Genomic DNA, 16,955 nt, shown 5'->3' with positions numbered 1-16,955 from the left:
TATATTAAGCTTTTGTTATCCAAACAGTGAGGAATAATGAGGAGATCAATTAATGCGAGTTAGGAAATAAATCTAAATATAGCAGTCTTGGGAAGAAATGCTAGAGTTTGTTAATTTTATTTTAATTGCCTTGGAGATGTAAAGATGGTTCGATTTTATATTCAGCCGGATAGCGATATTCCCGCGTCTAACCAACTATTTAATCAAATTCGGTTTGCGATCGCATCTCGTCAATTTCCCCCCGGACACCGTTTACCCAGCACTCGTCAACTGGCGATGGAAACAGGATTACACCGCAACACCATTAGCAAAGTGTATCGACAGTTAGAAGAGCATGGCTTAGTTGACGCCCAGGCGGGATCAGGGATTTATGTCCGGGCATTAGGTCATGAAGGCGGATCTCGGTTAAATTCACCAATTTTAGACCAGTATCCCGAAGCTAATAAAATTATTCAACGCAGTTTAGATGAATTGCTGTCTCAGGGATGCAGCTTAAATGAAGCCAGAGAAATGTTTTTAGGGGAAATTGATTGGAGATTACGGTGTAGTGCGAGAGTCCTCGTCACAGCCCCGACTCAAGATATTGGCATTGGACAATTAATGGCTCAAGAATTAGAAGAAGCCTTAAAAATTCCAGTGCAGTTAGTACCCATTGAACAGTTAACCAATCTTTTAGAAAAAGTGCCATCGGGAACCGTTGTTACCAGTCGCTATTTTATTGGACAAGCTGAAGCGATCGCTGCCCCAAAATCCGTGCGAGTCATCCCCGTTGATATTTATAATTTTGCCAAAGAAATCGAATTAGTTCGAGATTTACCCAAAGGAACTTATTTAGGAATTGTCAGCCTCAGTTCCGGTTTATTACGCGCAACAGAAGTGATTATTCACAGTCTACGAGGAGAAGATATTTTGGTGATGACAGCCCAATTAACGGATAGCTATAAAATTAATTCTATTATTCGCACAGCGCGGGTTGTTGTTTGTGATCAAGCCAGTTATGGCATTGTTAAAGATCTCGTTCATGCCAACCGGGACGAACTGATTCGTCAACCCCAATTGGTCTACTGCCCCAATTATATTGGCGCAGAGTCAATTAATTTACTGAAACGGGAATTAGGTTTAAATTGACATCTTGTTTCTTGTTCTCAGGTCTCCTTCGATGAGCGACATTTACGATAAAATTGAACCACTCATCAAACGATCCTATGGAACCATCGATTAATTTGAGACACGCGATTGAGCAACGTCGGGCTGTGAGGTCATTTGAACCGACCTTGATTCCTTCAGTAATTCTCTCAGAAATTCTACGTTTGGGGATGCGCTCGCCCTCTGCATTTAATTTACAACCCTGGCGGTTTATTATTTTACGCAATCTCGATAGTAAAGAAAAGCTCCAGGCTTGTGCATTTAATCAGAAACAAGTAACAGAAGCCCCTGTTGTGTTAATTTGTTGTAGCGATCGCCGCGTTGCAGAACCAGATTATATTGAATCGGTGATTCAACTCGGTCGAGATCAAGACGCGATTAACGATACCTATGCCGATCATATTCGTACCGCCATTTCCAATACCTTTGAGAAACATCCTTCCTTTGAAGGTATAGAAGCCTGGACGAACCGCCAAGCCATGTTAGCCGTTGCTCATATTATGATTGTGGCACAAGCCTACGGCGTCGATAGTTGTCCGATGGAGGGATTTATCGCCTCTGAGGTCAAAGCGGAATTTAATATCCCAAAAGAGGTTGATGTTTGTTGTCTCCTGGCTTTAGGATATGCAGCAAAACCTTTTAAAAAATATGGGGGAAGGTTTTCCGTTGAACAAGTCTGTTATGCAGAATCCTATGGGAAAGACTGGAAAAGTTAATTTTTAATCGATTTTCCAGAAGACCTTAATAAAATTTATCCCAAATTCAAATCTAAAATTTCAAGTTGTAGAATCTTTCCTAGACTCCGGGCAAAATTATGAAAACAGCAATTTTAGAACCCAAGCAAAAACAACAAGACCTCGAACAAGAACAAGATCTGCAAAATTCTTCTGAGGGACAAGCTAAAAATCCCTTTTTAGAAGAGGAAGACAACGAACAAATCCTAGAAGATAATCCTTTTGATCCCCAGGATTTAGAAAATTTAAGTTCATCTGCTGATCCAGAACCTCCAACTTTTGAAGAAGTAGAAGAACAACAACAACCCCTGAGTCAACGATTTAATCCCGTTTTCCTCACTCAAGTCGCTGCGGTTTTAGTCGTAGTCTTTGGATGTGTTTATACAGTAACTCGCCCCTGTGTGATGGGAGAATGTCAGGAAATTGATGCAGCCAGAGATTTTAGTCAAAGATCTAAACAAACGATTGAAACGGTTAGTTCTGCTCAAGCTCCTATTATTGCTCAACAGGATTTACAATCAGGAATTAAACTCTTAAAAACAATTCCCTTTTGGTCGCCCCATTATCCTGAAGCCAAAGCTCTGTTATCGATTTATCAGAAAGAATCTAATGAATTTAACGCTGTCGTTAAAGCTTTAAAAACCGCAGCCCAAGCTTCAGCCCTGGGTCAAAATCCTCCCCATCCCATAGAAGATTGGGTGAAGATGCAATCGTTATGGGAAGAAGCGATCGCACTCTTAGAACAAGTTCCCAGTGGAAGTATTATTTATCCCTTTGCTCAAGCTCGATGGCAACAATATCGGGGGAATTTAGCCGATGTCAGAAGTCGCTTAAAATTAGAACGGGATGGAGAACAAATTTTAACCACAGCTAAAAAAACGGCCCAAGTGGCAGAAGCCCGACAAGGGGTGGCAAAATATGCAGAAAGTTGGCAACAGGTGTTTGAGACTTGGCAAACAGCCGCTAATACCTTATCAACCATTCCCTATGGGACAACGGCTTATCAATCTGCACAGGTTTTATTAGCCCGTTATCAACCCAAATTAGAGCAAGCCCGCGATCGAAAAACCATTGAACAAGTGGGTTTAGATGCTTATAATCAAGCGGTTAATAATGCCGAACAAGCTAAACTGTTAGAACAACGGGGGGCTTGGTCAGAGGCGGTTACTTATTGGAGTCGGGCGGTTAGTTATGCCAAACAAGTTCCAGCCAGTAGTTCTTATTCTGCTAAAATTAAACCGCTTTTAACCATCTATAATGATTCGTGGAAACGGGCGGATGTTCAAAATCGCGTTGCCTCTCGTTTAACTAAAGCGCGTCAAGATTTAAGTAAATTATGTAGTGGAAATCCCAAAGTTTGTAACTACAGTATCAATGAAAATGTAATCACAGTTCGTTTAACATCAGATTATGTCAATCAAATTCAATCTACGGCTAAAACCGCAGATCAAACGGGTGATCCTAAAAAACGTTCTGAAGCTGAAAATCATGTTCAAGTCCTGAAAGTTGCTTTAGAAACCATTAGCCAAAATGCCCAAATTCCCCTAGAAGTTTATGGAGTTAATAACGAAAAAATTGCCACCCACGTTCCGTTACAATAAAGCCTAGAAAACGCATTAACTTGATTAAAATAACCCAGCTTCTCAAGGAAACTGGGTTTTTCAAGAGGTTAAATTCAAGGGGAATTTAGAAGCGGAAGGTTGTCCGCAGAGTCCCCACAACAATGGTGTCGTTGTTGCTATTGTGATCAGGATTGGTCACAACATAGAAACCGGGTGTAATCGAAACGTATTCGCTGAAGGGGAAGCGATAGAAGCCTTCAATATGAATAGAAGTATTTTGGTCTTCTAAAGCACTAATATCATGATTGACAACTTTAGGAGGCATCCCCACAATTAAAGCACCTGTATCTCCTTCACGTAGAAGATCGGGGAACCCTAACACCGCAGCCCAGTTGATAATCGTCGCATCGGCATTACCACCGCGTTTCTGATCAGCCCAAGTTGCACCGAACCAGCCCCCGATGGAGAAACTGCGGGCGACTCTCCAGTTCATTTGGAAGCCTAAGTTATCTGTGGTCGTGGCATTTTCACCAAAGGGTTTATTCGCGATCCAACTTCCCGTACCGCCTGTGACGTATACGTTATCGTTGCTGAAGTAACGGTGGTTGTAATCTAAAGACAACGCTAGATTACTCATCGGTGAAAAGACTAACTGCGCCATTGCACTGTAATTGCCATTGAATAGACCTTTACCTTCACTGGCACTAGAAGCAATAGAGTCATCGGCCATATAGCCAACATTGGCTTTAAAGGAATGACTGAAGGCGTATTCCAGACCTAACCCTGTACCAGAAGGGCCTTGGAAGGTTGTCGGGTTGAACCGTCCAAACCGGGAAATTGCGCCACTGGCATCATCCCCAAAAGGAGTCAGAACATCTTGAATATCATCTAAGGCTAACCCTTTTGCGCCGATCCAAACTAAACCTTTTCCTTGCGAGAAGGGGAAACGATAGGCTAGGAGATCCAAAGTTACATTATTAGAACTTCCATCAATCGCAGTCCGAGACATTAAGGTGTTGAAGAGATCAAAATCACTCAACGTTGGTATTGATTGGGCTTGTAAACGGGTTCTGAGTAAATCTTGACCCGTGAAACTGGTATCAAAGTTTAAACGAGCACGGTAGCCTAAATATGCTTGGGTGGGATTATCACTATCATCGGCAAACTGACCAACGACGTTGTTACTGGCTCGATTTCCTTCACCATCACCCGCCCAAAATACCACTTCTCCCCTGAGTTTAGTGGTGGTGGAGAATTGATTGGCTTCGAGTTCTGCGCTACGAGCTTCTAATACAGCGACCCGTCCCCGTAAGCTGGCTAATTCGGCTGCAAACTCTTCCATTAGGCGTTGCAGTTTGGCCAAGTCTTCACGGGTGACTAAATCTTTTGTAGAGGCATTAATCAGTTCATTGATCCGCTCTAAACAGGCATTGACCCCGGCTGCAAATTCAAAACGAGTTAAAGCGCGATTTCCTTTGAAGGTTCCATCAGGATATCCGGCAATACAACCGTAGCGTTCTACCAAGGATTGTAGAGCTTGGAACGCCCAAGCTGTGGGTTCAACGTCAGACAGTTGGGATACGGATGTGACTTGAGCTTGACGTTTGCTGCCTCGTCCCTCACGTCCATACTCATTCAGTTGTTTTAGCACCTCGGCATTCGTAACCGTATCGGCTTGAGGTGCTGCGTCGAGATCCGCCATGGGAATTTCCGCGTTAGCAGGAGTTTCGATGCCTCTACTTGGCCCAACTCCAGCATGAGGATTCACGGGAACCTGAGCTAACTGTTGTGGTGGGGTGAGGGTCAATGTATCCAGAGGAGTCACAAAGACTTGCTCACTAATTTTTAACTCGGTTTGGGTTGGCTCCAGGGCGATTTCTGCCGAGACAGGTGCTTCGGTTGCTGCTGCAATTGCACTGGGTTGAGCCTCAGTCACGGGTAACTCGGCGAATGCTGCTGTTGGAGCGATTAGACTCGCTCCTAGGACGGCAGGACTGAGTAGCCATGCTTTCAGTAGTATTTTCGACACTCTATTTGCTCCTCACACGGGTCTAGGTTTGATAAATTTTATCAAGTCTGCCCCCATTCTACCTGAATTTTTTCCAGGCGACTCAATGGATTCAGAACTTGATGGCAGTTCTAGCAATACCCATTCAGAGAGTATCACTATTTTGTTGATATTGACACTCCCCAACCCTAAAGGGACGGGGCATTACCTACTGTTCCCTGTTCCCTCGTACTATAGAATAGAAAATTTAACAAAATAACTTAAATGGATTACAAAACAGCTTATCAATTTTTAATCGATCAAGGAATGGCCTTAGAGACACAAAAAAACCCCGATGCGTTTTTAATGCGTTTAAAACAGGGTCAACCCCCCATTCCCGGTCAGGTGACAGCAATTTTATTAGCGTTAAAAATTGCCTATGATACTCTAAAAGAAACGTCAACCTTTGAAAAAAACTTTGTGTTGGCCTTACATGAATTAGCAATGGAAAGTCATCAACAATTTGCAGCCGGTCGTAACCGTGGTGTTGAATGGCCTCCTTTATTACAAGAAGATTTACACCGCATTGCTCTAGGCGTTAAAAGTATTTTTTCCGGTTACTGGTTGGTAGAAAAATAGGAAAAAAGATGTTGGCTGTTAACTGTCAACACTTCGACAAGACTTCGGCGTGAGCGAGCGTCGAACGCTCAGGACAAAGCCGTCAAGCGGGTTCATAAATTCTGAGGAATTTCACGGATTTTTCAGTCAACAGTCAACAGTCAGCAGTCAACAATAGGCTGAAACATCTTCTCCACATTCATCCGCCAAATAACATAACGCCTGAAACCGGAGAGAAACTAATTCCTCATAGAAAGGATTGAGTTTACACAGCGGCGGAATATGGAACAGAACACGACCAAATACTTTAATATCTCGTTCAAATGGACATTGAGCAGGGATGAGTTGACACAAGCGATGAGCGAATTTCGAGTCTTGGATTTTAATGTTTTCGAGCCAGTGACGAATGGGGCGCAGAGGAGCAAATCGAGGTTTGGAGGGGAAGGGATCAAAGGAGCCAGACTGAGAAATGGGAGCAGATTCAACGGGAGTTGTTCCGCGACTAACAAGAGTTAGGTAAGACATGGTACAATTAGTAAAATTCATCGTTCTCATTCGGAGTAAAACCGAAGTGTAGACAACTCTCTATAAAGAGTCTACGAATTGGGGGTTTGAGTTTCCGTACAAGGTTTGCTAACCCGTACAGAACCTCAGAAAATCAAGGATTCAAAACAGAAGCAACAGAATTTCTGGCCAGAGTTGAGTGTTGGTGAACTGTGTTTGTCCTTCTTCCCATAATCATGCCCTAAATTTCCAGAGTTTTCCCATAAGTTTTATTTAAACTATAGATTTTACCTATAAAAAATATAAATGATACTTGTTGTTCGTGGATTGACAAAACTGGTATAATATGCGACATTTTACGGGGCTAGACTGACCGGAAACTCAAATCACATTAAACCCTAGCTGATTTTGAAAAGATTCAATCAATTTGAAGGGTAGGAAATTTCCACTTCAGGAGTTAAATAATTTATCAGCATTAATGGCGTTGGATGTCACGAATCAAGCGAGTGAATATGGACGGTTATTAAATGAAACCTTAGAAATTGGGATGAGTGTGCATCAAGAAGTAAGGAAATTAAAATAAACTCCTTTGTAGGCTGAGTTGAGAAACTTAACCCAACCTACAAATTTCTGATTAATATTTACAATCTGTTAAATAATCTGACCACACATAACCTTCTAAGGGTCTAATAATTTTAGTCCATTTTTCTCCTTCACTTCCATCCGTTACTCCTAATGCCACAATGGTTCCATTTTTGAGACTTCCAATCACTTTTCCATTGGGTTTTTGTCGAACGTTTAGGGGGGTTCCTGTGGGGTCAGCAACGGTACAATATCCAATGGGAGTTTGTACCAATTGTAATGAATCAGAAGTCTCAGAAATTGTTGAACGAGATTGAATCGCTGTATTAGCAGGTGTAGCTTGGGTTAACGTAATTGGAATTAACCCAACAACAGCGACTTTAAAAAGGGTAGTTGCAGATTTTTTATTCATGGGGTTTTCAATCCTTTAACTCAATCAATGATAAAAGTTGCACCCCTATTTTTATTATAAACGATTTTTAGAATTAAGCTTAAAAAATATCTAACTGTTCTCCCTCATCCTCTTTGTTATCTTGTTTCTTAATTCCCTTTCTCAATCCAATGGCAATTTTACTATGCTTTTCAATTTGACGCATCACTTGTTTAGCCCGTTGAATCACAACATCCGGTAAACCCGCTAACCGTCCGGCTTCAATTCCATAGGATTTATCTGCACCTCCGGGTTGAACTTGATGTAGAAATATAATTTTATCGGGTAATTCTTTGACCGTAACTTGATAGTTTGCCACATTGGGAATAATGGAAGCTAACTCATTTAATTCATGATAATGGGTCGCAAAAATGGTTCGAGATCGAATTTCTGTCGCTAAGTATTCCGCCACCGACCACGCAATTGATAATCCATCAAAAGTAGCCGTCCCTCGCCCAATTTCATCTAATAAGACTAAGGATTTGGGTGTGGCATGATTTAAAATATTAGCGGTTTCATTCATTTCTACCATAAAGGTTGATTGACCTGTTGCTAAATCATCCACGGCCCCTACACGGGTAAAAATGCGATCGCATATTCCTAATTTAGCCGATTTAGCGGGAACAAAACTTCCCACCTGAGCTAATAATTGAATTAACCCAATTTGCCGTAAATAACAACTTTTCCCACTGGCATTTGGCCCTGTTAAAATAATTAAATCCGGGTAAGAATAGGGTTTAATTCCTGATGTTTCTAATTCTTCTTCTGTACTTCCTAACTGGGCTGTATTGGGGACAAAAAAACCAGGGGGTAAGGATTTTTCGACAACGGGATGGCGTCCTTCAATAATTCTAATTTCTCGACTATTGACCATTTCGGGACGACAATACCCTTGATAAACCGCAATATCCGCTAACCCACATAAAACATCAACCGCAGCGACAGCACGAGACACATCTCGGATGAGTTCTGAATGTTCTCCCACTTCCGATCTTAACCGCACAAATATCTCGTATTCCAGTTGGTTTAAATCGTCTTTAGCCGTTAATATTCGAGCTTCTCGTTCCTTTAATTCTGGGGTAATAAATCGTTCTTCATTGGTTAAAGTTTGTTTCCGAATATAATCGGTAGGAGCTTGATCTAATTTAGAACGAGTAATACTAATATAATAGCCAAACGCTTTATTAAAACCTACTTTTAACGTCGAAATTCCTGTGCGTTCTCGTTCTTGGACTTCTAAATTGGCTAACCATTGTTGATCCTCTTCGGCTAATACCCGCATCGCATCTAATTGTTCATCGACCCCAGCACGAATAACACCTCCTTCTTTTAAGTGTTGGGGGGGAGATTCTACTAAATAAGATTGAATTTTATGGGCTAAGGTTTCTAACAGTTGGGGGACGGTTTGTAAGGCTTTTAAATAGGGAGAATTACCTTGACTGACTAAAACCGATAATTCCGGTAATTTTGCTAAAGAATCGGCTAAAGCCACTAAATCTCTCGCGTTAGCGGTTCCATTTCCTGCCCGTCCTGTTAATCGTTCTAAATCATAAATTTGCCGGAGTAATTGTTGTAAATTATATCTTAATTCATGATTTTCAGCTAACTCTTGAATGGTATCATGACGCGCCCGAATTCCCCGAATATCCAATAAGGGTTGTAATAACCAACGACGTAACGCCCGCCCGCCCATCGCGGTACTTGTTTTATCTAATGCCCATAACAAAGAACCATGTAACGTTCCATCCCGAACGGTTTGGGTAATTTCTAAGTTGCGACGACTTTGATAATCTAAGATTAAATAATCCGTAATGGTATAGGTACGCAATCGTTGTAAAGGAACTTGATTTTCCCGTTGAGTATCATCTAAATAATCTAATAATCCTCCCGCCGCACGCACGCCTAAAGGCAAATGATCACAGCCTAATCCTTCTAAAGATCGCAGTTGAAATTGCTCTAAAAGTTGGTTTCGAGCTTCACTTAAACTAAAGGGAAGTTGCGATCGCAAAGAATAACAAAAACAGTTGGGCAAACAATCCGGTAACTGATCGGATTTTTCCCCCGGACGCAACATTTTCCCTAAATCTGGCGCATTAATGGGAACTAAAATCTCCGACGGTTGTAACCGCATAAGTTCCTGGGTGAGTTGTTCTAAATTTTGTGATTGTGTCGTTAAAAATTCTCCCGTTGAAACATCAGAGTAGGCTAATCCCCAATGATTTCCAGCAATGACAACAGCCGCTAAATAATTATTTTGACGACCTTTGAGCATTCCATCATCTGTCAAAGTTCCAGGGGTTAAAATCCGAGTAATTTCTCGACGCACTTGGCGTTTTTCTCGTGCTGCGATTTCCGCATCTTCAACTTGATCACAAATTGCCACCGCATAGCCTTTTTCTAATAATAAAGTTGCATAGCGTTCGACAGCATGATGGGGAACACCCGTCATTGGAACTCGCCCGATTTCTTTCCCCCCATGTTTGGTGGTTTGCACTAATTCCAATTCTTGCGCTATTGTAATTGCATCTTGAAAAAAACACTCAAAAAAATCTCCCACCCGAAATAAAAGTAAGGCATGGGGATATTGTTCCTTGACTTCGATATAGCGTTGCATCATTTCCGATAACTTTTCCCAATCGACTTGGCGATAGTCTGCATTTGGGGGAAGGGAATTATTCGGTTGTGCGGGTGCAGAAGATGCACTAGGAGAAACGCTCATAATTTTGTGAAGATGCAAGCCAAGACTAACCATTAAGACTTTAGCGCGTTTAGTCACCTTCTGCAAACTTAGCAATGTAGTTTAAACTTTAATTCATGGATATTTCAGCCCGCACCAGTCGTCAGACTGTATTTTTACAGTGAAACGCGATCGCTTTTTATCAAAAAATCTAGCCCGTCAAGTGGTTAGTCTTTATGCCTTTCTCGGTAGTATTTGGATTTTTTTATCCGATCAACTACTTGCCTTTTTTTCTCCTAACCCTCGATTTTTAACTCAGATTCAAACGCTGAAAGGCGGAATTTTCCTGTTAATTACCAGTGTTCTTTTATACTTCTTTGTAAGTTTAGGAACCCGTCGTTTACAGGACTCAGAACAACGCTATCGAACTTTATTTTTTGCTCATCCCCAACCCATGTGGGTGTATGACTTAAAAACCCTGAAATTTCTGGCTGTTAATGAAGCTGCCATAGAACATTATGGTTATTCAGAAACAGAATTTCTGTCCATGAAAATTACAGATATTCGACCGCCAGAAGATATTCCACGACTGTTAGAAAGTCTATCTAAAATTCAGATAGGATACAATCGAGTCGGTATCTGGCGACATCATAAAAAAGATGGCACATTAAGGGCAGTAGAAATAACAGGCCATACTATAAACTGGAAAGAGAAATTTGCTGAAGTCGTTTTAGCTCAAGATGTCACAGAACGATTGCAAACGAAAGCCCAGCTTGAACGCTATGCCTTTAATGATTTACTCACCGGATTAGCCAACCGGAGTTTATTATTAGAAAGGCTACAATATGCCCTTCAACATCCCCAAAAAGACTTAAAAAATTTTGCCGTTTTATCCTTCGATATTGATCGGTTTAAACCCCTTAAATATGGCTTTGGTCATCTATTAGCTGAACAACTTTTAATCGCAGTCGCCCAACGACTTCAAACCTGTGTCAGTCCGAGGGATGTTGTCGCCAGAGTGGGAACCGATGAATTTGCAATTTTATTGACTGATATTGCTAATTCTACAGTTTTAAGCGAAAAAATTGAACGGATTCATACCAGTTTAGATTTTCCCTTTCGCTTAGATACGGTAACGATTTCATCCCCCACCAGTATTGGCATTGTGTTGGATAAATTGCAAAGCCAACGTCCTGAAGATTATCTCCAAGCTGCCGATACTGCAATGTATTATGCTAAACAAAAAGGACGAGGAGCAACGGTATTTTATGAGCCTTCTATGGCAACAGTTGTGGCGGAACATTTGCAATTAGAAGCCGATTTACAACGAGCTATTGAACGCCAACAACTGAGTTTAAATTATCAACCGATTGTTTCCTTGAAAACTCAAAAAATTGTCGGTTTTGAAGCTTTAGTGCGTTGGTCACATCCCCAACGGGGGTTTGTGTCTCCAGCCCAGTTAATTTACTTAGCAGAAAAAGCCGGATTAATTGTCTCAATGGGACAATGGGTTCTTTCCCAAGCTTGTCAGCATTTATTACAATGGAAACCTCAATTTCCTGAGTTATATGTTAGTGTGAATCTTTCGGAAATTCAATTACGACATCCCCATTTACTGCAAGAAGTTAAAGGAGTTTTAGAATCTTTAAAACTGCCCGCCTTTAGCTTAAAGCTAGAAATTACTGAAAGCAATCTCATGGAAAACATTACCCATACAACGGAATTATTGAGGCAATTAAAAGCTCTCAAAATTCGATTATTAATTGATGATTTTGGTACAGGTTATTCGTCTTTAAGTTATTTACAACAACTCCCTGTAGATACCTTAAAAATAGATCGATCTTTTGTCCAAAATATCCAAGCTGGAAATAAGGATTTTGAGATTGCCAAAACGATTATTAACTTAGCTCATAGTTTGAGCTTAGAAGTGGTTGCGGAAGGAATTGAAACCTCAGACCAAGAGGAAATGTTAAAGCAACTCGGCTGTGAATTCGGACAGGGATATTTATTCTCGCCTCCCTTGGTCGAAACTGAAGTGATGAATTTTCTCAACCAAAATCAGTGAAAAAACCGCCCTAGACGTTCGCCTCAAAACCGTTAAACTATAAATAGTCAGTGGAGAAACCTGGAAAAGTCTAATGGCAAGAGGCGATCAAATCTATGTTTTTCGAGAATTTTATAACTTAGAGGGTTTATACGAACACCATGGTATTGATTGTGGGGATGGAACGGTTATTCATTATCGTAAACCCAGTGAAATTATTGAACGCACTTCTATTGATACCTTTTCTAAGGGGAAAAAAATTGATGTGCGACGCTATCCTATTCGTTATATCCCCGATACTGTTATTCAACGAGCCGAAAGTCGTTTAGGTGAAAAACAATATAATTTACTGTTTAATAATTGTGAACATTTTGCGACTTGGTGCGTTACCGGGGTTAGTAAAAGTCAACAGGTGGAAAATTTTATTCCCCTTCTCCGTTATATTAATGTTGACACCTTATCTGAACCTCTCAAACAAGCGTTCATGGGAACACCGCCAAAAGATGCCAATCACCTTTTAAATCAGGCTTTAGCGGAAATTCGGGTAACTTGGGATGATATTCACCCTCAATATAAACACGCCTTAAACGAAATGAATTCTTGGAATCAAGTGGCTATAGAGGCATTAAAACGTAACCGAGAAGATTTAGCCCGGGAAGCCCTCAAGCGAAAACTCACCGCCAAACGACGGGCTACAGAATTAGAAGCGAGTTTAGAAAAATTAGCGTCTATGACTCAAAAGCTGCTCCAAAATCAAACAGATATTCCCCATTAGAGACTAAATCAGTTTTGTTCCAGGGTAGCCAAGGCTCTCAAACTAAATCTAGGATATAAAAAATGCTATAACTGGGGCGAAAGGATTCGAACCTCTGAATGGCGGGACCAAAACCCGCTGCCTTACCGCTTGGCGACGCCCCATTGCTTCACAGTTATTTATATTAGCAGTATCCTCCCTGGATTTGTCAAGGGTTTTCACTAAGTTTTTTTTAACATTTTTGAATAATCGTCTGAAGCCCTATCCATATAATCGTTTGCGCCATTATCAACCTGCGGTTAATCAAGAAGAGAAGGCACAATAAAGAAGATTGACTTCACACTCTGCTCGTCTATGTATCGTCATCCGATCTCAACAGGGTTATTTGTTGTGGTTGTTGTGCGTTCGGACAACCGCTTTTTATTGATTCAGGAAGTAATGGGGAATCGTCCTTGGTATTTTCCCGCCGGACGAGTCGAACCTGGGGAAACCTTTGTCGCCGCCGCCAAACGGGAAACCCTGGAAGAAGCAGGAATTCCGATTATCCTGGAAGGGATTTTAAGAATTCAGCATCTTCCCCAACCAAACGGACAATCCCGCATTGGCGTGTTTTTTTTAGCCCGTCCTGAAGGAAATACACCACCGAAAAGTAAACCGGATCATGAAAGTTTAGGAGCGAAATGGTTTACCTTAACGGAACTTGAACAATTACCCTTAAGAACTAAATTCGTTAAACCGATTATTTCTGAGGTATTAACCCAGGCCGAAGTTTATCCCTTACAGTTAATTATACCCGAAGGGAATTTGAGTAAAGTTACACAAATTCAGAAATAATTTAATACTGCTCCTACAATAATAGGAGAATAATGCTTAGAATTTATTGAAGGGGAACTAATAATAAACTACCTTGAAATTCGCCAGATTTAGCCGGGGAAAATCGCCAATATTGTTGATATTGACTTAAGAAACTTTGACCAATAATCCCATCCACTTGTAATAGATCTAAAACCGGAGAAGATAAAATAACGACTTCTAAATTATTTTGATGATAACCTTGGAGAGAAACTTGTTCTAAGCGGGAACGTTCTGCATCTTCTAAACCACAAAACCCCTGAACTTGAATTTCTTGACGAGTTGCATCCCCTAAGTTGAGTTGATTGGCTAACTGTTCCGAGATAAAAATCGTATCGGCTCCCGTATCTAATAAAAAGGTAAACGGCCCCTTGCCATTAATTTCAACTTCAGCTAACATCACCCCTAAACGGCTTTTTAAGGGGATAGATTCTGCTACAGATTCAGGCGGTAATAAAGAAGGATTTAATAATTGTAATTGATGAGTTTTAGGATTAATTTTAACATCAAAATTCCTTAAGAAATCCATTCCTAAAACGCCATATAACTCCTCTGGAATCACAGTAGTCGAAAATTCTAATCCTTGCAATTCTTCTACACGAACTTGATTAATCACCAACGGCGGTAAATGATGCAAAATCGCATTCATATTCGGACAATCATCCCCCGCCACCGCATAATCTAATCCTTCATTAGAAATCGGTTCCCCTTTCAAACCTAACTGTTGAACTAGGGCGGTGGTAATCATCGTAGTAGATGCACCCGTATCTAATAAAAAGCTACCGGATTTTCCCCCAATTGAAAGTTGCAGGGTAAACACTTGACTTCCTTCTAACAATTGCAGGGGAATCGTGGTTTGCCCAACGGTTTTTGGAGGCGGTAAATTTAAACCCTGAAGTTTCACAATGGCATTGACAGAAAAAACGCTTAATAACATTGTAGTCTTAGAACCCAAATCAGTACGAACTAATGAAGGTTCTAAATTTGGAGAATCAGTCAGGGTTGGGTTTGCCAAACCCTTAGCACCCCAGGGAAAAAGCCAAACTAAAACCACCATTAGGGAAGTAACACATTTCATTCGTTATAAAGTTCTTGATAACAAGTATCAGACATTTCAAAATTTGCCGTTACACTCTGCACGTCATCCAAATCATCTAACGCATTCATTAATTTCATTAGAGATCTGGCTTTTTCCACATCATCAACTTCAATAATATTATTCGGAATCCAACGCCATTCGGCTTCAACAATGTTAAATCCCTGTGCTTTTAATACCTGGGCTAAATGTTCTAAATTCGGGATAGCGGTAGACACTTCCGCCCCATCGGTATCATTAACCGGGGTTAATTCATAGGATTCCGCTTCCCCTTCTACCAAGGCTTCTAGGAGTTTTTCTTCATCAATTGGCCCTGCTAAGGTGACAACGCCTTTCTGGTCAAACATCCAACTCACACATCCGGTTTCCCCCAAGTTACCGCCATTTTTACTAAAGGCTACTCGTAAATCGGCGGCGGTACGATTGCGGTTATCGGTGAGCCCTTCAATTAAAATCGCCACTCCTCCGACTCCATACCCTTCATAACGGATGGATTCTAACTCAGAAGCTCCGGCTCCCAGTTTACCCGAACCTTTGGCGATCGCTCGTTCAATATTATCATTGGGAATACCTGCGGCTTTTGCCTTTTCAATAGCGGTTCGCAGTTGGAAGTTTCCCATGGGGTCAGCCCCTTGACGCGCCGCCACGATAATTTCACGCGAAATTCTAGTGAATACTTTACCTTTAACCGCATCCACTCTTGCTTTTTGGCGTTTAATATTCGCCCACTTACTATGTCCTGCCATACTCCCAGAGAATCACACCACCCTTTATTTTAAGGGAACAGGGAACAGGGAACAGGGAACAGGGAATTACGAATTACGAATTACGAATTACGAATTACGAATAGGGATAATACTTCTGGCTGTTTCATATCAGTTGTAAATTATTACAACCTCCGTCTCGAAGGCGCGGATTGCTAGATACCTAATCTTAAAAATAGCTAATCCATAACTATCTCTATAAAAACAAGCATATCTTAACTGCCAAGGGCGATCACTATAACATTATTTTTAACTGATTCTTTAACATAAATAAATGATTGTGTCATCCCGTCAAAGTGATTTTGTAACCAATTGTGTACCCATGCCCCATCCTCTATTCCTAAAGATATACTTCTAAAGATATACTTTTCTAACCGGGCTCAGGCTAAATATCCCAGTCCACAGTCCCCAATTAACCATCACCAGTAATCAAGGATTAATCTCTATGACTACTTTTCAAGAAAAAACAGGTGCTCAAAATCCATTAGATGCTGTAAGAACAGACGCACGGGGCTCTGCTAAACCCAGTTTTGCGGATCTTGACAAAGATGGGGACTTGGATGCCATTATTGGGGACTGGAACGGCACTCTCCAATACTGGCAGAATAATGGGGGGGTTTTCACTCAACAAACGGGTGCTGCTAATCCCTTCAATGGTATAGATGTAGGTAATAATGCGGCTCCGGCTTTTGCCGATATTGACAAAGATGGGGACTTAGATGCTTTTATTGGGAGCAGACTAGGCAGTATCGAATACTTTCAGAACACCAATGGCAGTTTCACTCAGCAAACCGGAACAGCCAACCCTTTCAATGGTATCAGTGTGGAGGAGTCCACCCCCAGTTTTGCCGATATTGACAAAGATGGGGACTTGGATGCTTTTGTTGGGAGCAAATCAGGCGCGATCGAATACTTTCAGAATACCAATGGCAGTTTCACTCAGCAAACCGGAACAGCTAACCCTTTCAATGGAGTCTTTGTTGGTTTCAATAGTGTCCCCAGTTTTGCCGATCTTGACAGGGATGGGGACTTGGATGCTTTTATTGGAGTCGGCAGTGGAGCGATCGAAAACTTTCAGAACACCAATGGCAGTTTCACTCAGATATTAAATAGACATCTCCGAAAATCTCCAAATGCCCTCTATCGCTACTTTTGGAATCTCTAGCACTCCTGTGCCGGCTTCTCCAAAAGTAACGGATTCATAG

The 16,955-nt window shown here is 41.2% G+C and carries 15 protein-coding genes and 1 tRNA gene; 9 read left to right on the top strand and 7 right to left on the bottom strand.

Annotated features, from left to right (window positions below):
• The first annotated feature begins 144 nt into the window (after positions 1 to 144).
• The 3 genes from PL9214_RS04945 (at position 145) to PL9214_RS04935 (ending at position 3,481) form a co-directional block, all read left to right on the top strand.
• On the top strand, positions 145 to 1,128 hold the full coding sequence (locus tag PL9214_RS04945) for a GntR family transcriptional regulator (protein ID WP_072717724.1): 984 nt from the start codon (positions 145 to 147) through the stop codon (positions 1,126 to 1,128).
• Between the two features lie 77 nt (positions 1,129 to 1,205).
• A complete protein-coding gene (locus PL9214_RS04940) occupies positions 1,206 to 1,862 on the top strand; it encodes a nitroreductase family protein (protein WP_072717723.1) in 657 nt (218 codons plus the stop codon).
• Positions 1,863 to 1,960: 98 nt separating this feature from the next.
• Positions 1,961 to 3,481: a hypothetical protein gene (locus PL9214_RS04935; protein WP_072717722.1), complete on the top strand. Its 1,521-nt coding sequence runs from the start codon at positions 1,961 to 1,963 to the stop codon at positions 3,479 to 3,481.
• Between the two features lie 85 nt (positions 3,482 to 3,566).
• Here PL9214_RS04935 and PL9214_RS04930 read toward each other — a convergent pair whose 3' ends face one another.
• Entirely contained in the window at positions 3,567 to 5,471 is a 1,905-nt protein-coding gene (locus PL9214_RS04930; protein WP_072717721.1) for an iron uptake porin, read from the bottom strand.
• 243 nt (positions 5,472 to 5,714) lie between these two features.
• Between PL9214_RS04930 and PL9214_RS04925 the strand changes: the two genes are divergently transcribed.
• Positions 5,715 to 6,068 carry a Dethiobiotin synthetase gene (locus PL9214_RS04925; protein WP_072717720.1) on the top strand — a complete coding sequence of 118 codons (354 nt, stop codon included), beginning with the start codon at positions 5,715 to 5,717 and terminating at the stop codon, positions 6,066 to 6,068.
• 147 nt (positions 6,069 to 6,215) lie between these two features.
• Here the strand turns inward: PL9214_RS04925 and PL9214_RS04920 are convergent, their stop codons facing one another.
• Positions 6,216 to 6,572 (bottom strand): Mo-dependent nitrogenase C-terminal domain-containing protein, encoded by a 357-nt coding sequence (locus PL9214_RS04920; protein WP_245824177.1) that lies wholly within the window; start codon positions 6,570 to 6,572, stop codon positions 6,216 to 6,218.
• Positions 6,573 to 6,978: 406 nt separating this feature from the next.
• Between PL9214_RS04920 and PL9214_RS31120 the strand changes: the two genes are divergently transcribed.
• Positions 6,979 to 7,134 carry a hypothetical protein gene (locus PL9214_RS31120; RefSeq protein WP_186440331.1) on the top strand — a complete coding sequence of 52 codons (156 nt, stop codon included), beginning with the start codon at positions 6,979 to 6,981 and terminating at the stop codon, positions 7,132 to 7,134.
• Positions 7,135 to 7,185: 51 nt separating this feature from the next.
• On the opposite strand, the gene PL9214_RS04915 is transcribed toward PL9214_RS31120, so the two are convergent.
• Positions 7,186 to 7,545 carry an SH3 domain-containing protein gene (locus PL9214_RS04915; protein ID WP_072717718.1) on the bottom strand — a complete coding sequence of 120 codons (360 nt, stop codon included), beginning with the start codon at positions 7,543 to 7,545 and terminating at the stop codon, positions 7,186 to 7,188.
• Positions 7,546 to 7,624: 79 nt separating this feature from the next.
• Positions 7,625 to 10,282: a DNA mismatch repair protein MutS gene (gene mutS, locus PL9214_RS04910; protein WP_072717717.1), complete on the bottom strand. Its 2,658-nt coding sequence runs from the start codon at positions 10,280 to 10,282 to the stop codon at positions 7,625 to 7,627.
• 139 nt (positions 10,283 to 10,421) lie between these two features.
• On the opposite strand from mutS, the gene PL9214_RS04905 reads away from it, so the two are divergent.
• Positions 10,422 to 12,305: a putative bifunctional diguanylate cyclase/phosphodiesterase gene (locus PL9214_RS04905; protein ID WP_072717716.1), complete on the top strand. Its 1,884-nt coding sequence runs from the start codon at positions 10,422 to 10,424 to the stop codon at positions 12,303 to 12,305.
• A gap of 73 nt (positions 12,306 to 12,378) precedes the next feature.
• Entirely contained in the window at positions 12,379 to 13,059 is a 681-nt protein-coding gene (locus PL9214_RS04900; protein ID WP_072717715.1) for a lecithin retinol acyltransferase family protein, read from the top strand.
• 71 nt (positions 13,060 to 13,130) lie between these two features.
• On the opposite strand, the gene PL9214_RS04895 is transcribed toward PL9214_RS04900, so the two are convergent.
• Positions 13,131 to 13,202, bottom strand: a tRNA-Gln gene (locus tag PL9214_RS04895).
• Between the two features lie 190 nt (positions 13,203 to 13,392).
• Here PL9214_RS04895 and PL9214_RS04890 point away from each other — a divergent pair.
• The gene (locus PL9214_RS04890) at positions 13,393 to 13,872 is read left to right on the top strand and encodes an NUDIX hydrolase (protein ID WP_072717714.1); all 480 of its coding nucleotides are present in this window, start codon (positions 13,393 to 13,395) and stop codon (positions 13,870 to 13,872) included.
• Positions 13,873 to 13,915: 43 nt separating this feature from the next.
• Here the strand turns inward: PL9214_RS04890 and PL9214_RS04885 are convergent, their stop codons facing one another.
• Together PL9214_RS04885 and PL9214_RS04880 are read right to left on the bottom strand one after the other, a co-directional pair.
• Positions 13,916 to 14,968, bottom strand: coding sequence for a retropepsin-like aspartic protease (locus tag PL9214_RS04885; RefSeq protein WP_072717713.1), 1,053 nt, complete (start codon positions 14,966 to 14,968; stop codon positions 13,916 to 13,918).
• Positions 14,965 to 15,732 (bottom strand): YebC/PmpR family DNA-binding transcriptional regulator, encoded by a 768-nt coding sequence (locus PL9214_RS04880; protein WP_072717712.1) that lies wholly within the window; start codon positions 15,730 to 15,732, stop codon positions 14,965 to 14,967. Before PL9214_RS04880 ends, PL9214_RS04885 begins: the two co-directional genes overlap by 4 nt.
• Positions 15,733 to 16,195: 463 nt before the next feature.
• Here PL9214_RS04880 and PL9214_RS04875 point away from each other — a divergent pair, with 463 nt between their 5' ends.
• On the top strand, positions 16,196 to 16,915 hold the full coding sequence (locus PL9214_RS04875) for an FG-GAP repeat domain-containing protein (RefSeq protein WP_072717711.1): 720 nt from the start codon (positions 16,196 to 16,198) through the stop codon (positions 16,913 to 16,915).
• The last annotated feature ends 40 nt before the right edge of the window (positions 16,916 to 16,955 follow it).

The organism is Planktothrix tepida PCC 9214 (assembly GCF_900009145.1).
GTDB classification, from domain to species: Bacteria; Cyanobacteriota; Cyanobacteriia; order Cyanobacteriales; family Microcoleaceae; genus Planktothrix; species Planktothrix tepida.
This window is presented reverse-complemented; position numbering and strand designations above follow the sequence as displayed.

Excerpts from the sequence above, each read along its gene's own strand:
- PL9214_RS04890 (WP_072717714.1), top strand. The coding sequence starts at position 13,393 with ATGTATCGTCATCCGATCTCAACAGGGTTATTTGTTGTGGTTGTTGTG.
- PL9214_RS04935 (WP_072717722.1), top strand. The coding sequence starts at position 1,961 with ATGAAAACAGCAATTTTAGAACCCAAGCAAAAACAACAAGACCTCGAA.
- PL9214_RS04925 (WP_072717720.1), top strand. The coding sequence starts at position 5,715 with ATGGATTACAAAACAGCTTATCAATTTTTAATCGATCAAGGAATGGCC.
- PL9214_RS04940 (WP_072717723.1), top strand. The coding sequence starts at position 1,206 with ATGGAACCATCGATTAATTTGAGACACGCGATTGAGCAACGTCGGGCT.
- PL9214_RS04945 (WP_072717724.1), top strand. The coding sequence starts at position 145 with ATGGTTCGATTTTATATTCAGCCGGATAGCGATATTCCCGCGTCTAAC.
- PL9214_RS04915 (WP_072717718.1), bottom strand. The coding sequence starts at position 7,545 with ATGAATAAAAAATCTGCAACTACCCTTTTTAAAGTCGCTGTTGTTGGG.
- PL9214_RS04885 (WP_072717713.1), bottom strand. The coding sequence starts at position 14,968 with ATGAAATGTGTTACTTCCCTAATGGTGGTTTTAGTTTGGCTTTTTCCC.
- PL9214_RS04875 (WP_072717711.1), top strand. The coding sequence starts at position 16,196 with ATGACTACTTTTCAAGAAAAAACAGGTGCTCAAAATCCATTAGATGCT.
- PL9214_RS04900 (WP_072717715.1), top strand. The coding sequence starts at position 12,379 with ATGGCAAGAGGCGATCAAATCTATGTTTTTCGAGAATTTTATAACTTA.
- mutS (WP_072717717.1), bottom strand. The coding sequence starts at position 10,282 with ATGAGCGTTTCTCCTAGTGCATCTTCTGCACCCGCACAACCGAATAAT.
- PL9214_RS04880 (WP_072717712.1), bottom strand. The coding sequence starts at position 15,732 with ATGGCAGGACATAGTAAGTGGGCGAATATTAAACGCCAAAAAGCAAGA.
- PL9214_RS04920 (WP_245824177.1), bottom strand. The coding sequence starts at position 6,572 with ATGTCTTACCTAACTCTTGTTAGTCGCGGAACAACTCCCGTTGAATCT.